At 66.3% G+C, this 1,935-nt stretch carries 1 protein-coding gene, 1 tRNA gene and 1 pseudogene; 1 reads left to right on the top strand and 2 read right to left on the bottom strand.

All coding sequences use genetic code 11. The features are described 5' to 3' along the window. Positions 1–197 precede the first annotated feature (197 nt). Positions 198–1,433 carry a serine hydrolase domain-containing protein gene (locus BRAS3809_RS05995; protein ID WP_008961203.1) on the bottom strand — a complete coding sequence of 412 codons (1,236 nt, stop codon included), beginning with the start codon at positions 1,431–1,433 and terminating at the stop codon, positions 198–200. 165 nt (positions 1,434–1,598) lie between these two features. Here BRAS3809_RS05995 and BRAS3809_RS05990 point away from each other — a divergent pair. Then, positions 1,599–1,674, top strand: a tRNA-Trp gene (locus BRAS3809_RS05990). Positions 1,675–1,778: 104 nt separating this feature from the next. Here the strand turns inward: BRAS3809_RS05990 and BRAS3809_RS37260 are convergent. Then, positions 1,779–1,935 (bottom strand): annotated as a pseudogene (locus tag BRAS3809_RS37260) (ABC transporter substrate-binding protein); the annotation flags it as partial.

Raw genomic sequence — 1,935 nt, 5'->3', positions numbered from 1 at the left:
GAGAGTATGCGTCCCTTACTCCGACGCTTCAGTCACCACTGTCGTCCCGGCGAACGCCGGGACCCATAGCCACCAGCCATCATGAGGCAGGCAACTGGCAGTGACGTCCCCCGACAGATCACGCGGTATGGATCCCGGCGTTCGCCGGGATGACGGTGGTGGGGGGGTGCCGCATCCGGGCAAACGATCCGGTTGCCTCATTCCACCGCGGCGTAGACCACGTCGCGCACCAGCGTGCGCAGATAATCCCGCTGCCCGGGCGCCTGGGCCATGAAGACGGCGAACAGCTCCTCCTTCGGATCGATCCAGAAGAACGTTCCGGCGATGCCGCTCCAGAAGAAGGTGCCGGGCGAGCCGGGGAAGGGGGCGATGCCGGCTTCGCGGCGGACGGCGAAGCCGAGGCCGAAGCCGTGACCGGGGGACAGCAGGGTGCCCTGCGTCTTCACCTCGGGGCCGAGATGGTCGGAGGCCATCAGTTCGAGCGTCTTGCGGCCGACCAGCCTGACGCCATCGAGGCTGCCCTTGTTGAGCAGCATCGCGCAGAACCGGGCGTAGTCCATCGTGGTGGCGACCAGGCCGCCGCCGCCGGATTCCATCACCGGCTGCTCGGTCATCTTGAACAGGTTGACCGCCTCGCCGGTCCATGGGTCCTTGGCGAACGGCTCGGCGAGCCGATGTGCATTGGCCTCGCTGGTGAAGAAGGCCGTCTCGTTCATGCCGAGCGGCTGCAGGATGCGCGCGGCCAGGAAGGCGCCGAGCGATTGGCCGGAGACCACCTCGATGATGCGCCCCAAAATATCGGTCGACCGGCTGTAGTTGAACTCGGCGCCGGGTTGGCAGATCAGCGGCAGGCCGGCGACGATCGCCGCATGCTCGGCGTTGCTGATCTTGCGGCTGCGCACCCGCGACTGCTGGTAGAGCTGGTGCACCGGCCCGGTGCCGGTGTGCTCGTAGGCCAGGCCGGAGGTGTGGCGCAGCAGGTCCTGCACCGTCATCGGCTGGGCGACCGCTACCAGCTCCAGCTTGCCGCCATTGTCGACACCGACCTTCTGGGCGCCGAATTCCGGGATGAACTTGGCGACGGGATCGGACAGCAGGAGATCGCCGTCCTCGACCAGCATCATGATGCCCAGCGAGACGATCGGCTTGGTCATCGAAAAGATGCGGAACAGCGAATCGGGCCGCATCGGCGTGTCCGAGTCTGGACCCTGGCGGCCGATGGCGTTGAACCAGCCGATCCGGCCGCGGCGGCCGACCAGCAGGGTCGCGCCGGGGATGGTGCCCTTGTCTGCCTCACGCTTGAAGGCATCGGACGCCCGCTGCAGCCGCGCCGGGGACAGGCCGAGCGCCTCGGGGCGGTCATCCGGCAGCGGCGGGCTCAGGGAGCGGAGCGCGGACAAGGGCGCGGTCGAGGCGGCGGGGGACGGTGTCATGGGCTCTCCCTTGGGCAGTGTTCTCTTGGGCAATGTTGTCGGTTTGCATCGAGTCTGGCGCGGAAGTTGTGGTCTGACCAGTCGATTTGCCCCATTGCACCCTTGCATTCGGGGGGAGGTCTATGCTTCAAAGCGGCCGAACCGGCGACACTGTCCCGGCTCGCTAGGAGTGTAGCTCAATTGGTAGAGCACCGGTCTCCAAAACCGGGGGTTGGGAGTTCGAGCCTCTCCACTCCTGCCAGCGAGATGGCTGACAGCGAGATCAAGCACTTAACACCGAAATCGACGAAGACAGTTTGCCCGGGGCCCGCGATGCGCGAGCCCCGAATGCGTTTTGGCGGGTCCCTATTGCTTCACGTAGGGACAATTGCCGTCCTTCAGCGGCCGGAACGCCTGGTCGCCGGGCACCTCGGCGAGCACCTTGTAATAGTCCCACGGGCCCTTCGACTCCTCCGGCTTCTTGACCTCGAACAGGAACATCGAGTGCACCATGCGGCCGTCC

The organism is Bradyrhizobium sp. STM 3809 (assembly GCF_000239795.1).
In the GTDB taxonomy this organism is placed as follows: Bacteria; Pseudomonadota; Alphaproteobacteria; order Rhizobiales; family Xanthobacteraceae; genus Bradyrhizobium.
The sequence above is the reverse complement of the archived record's forward strand: the minus strand, read 5'-3'. Positions and strand labels throughout refer to the sequence as shown.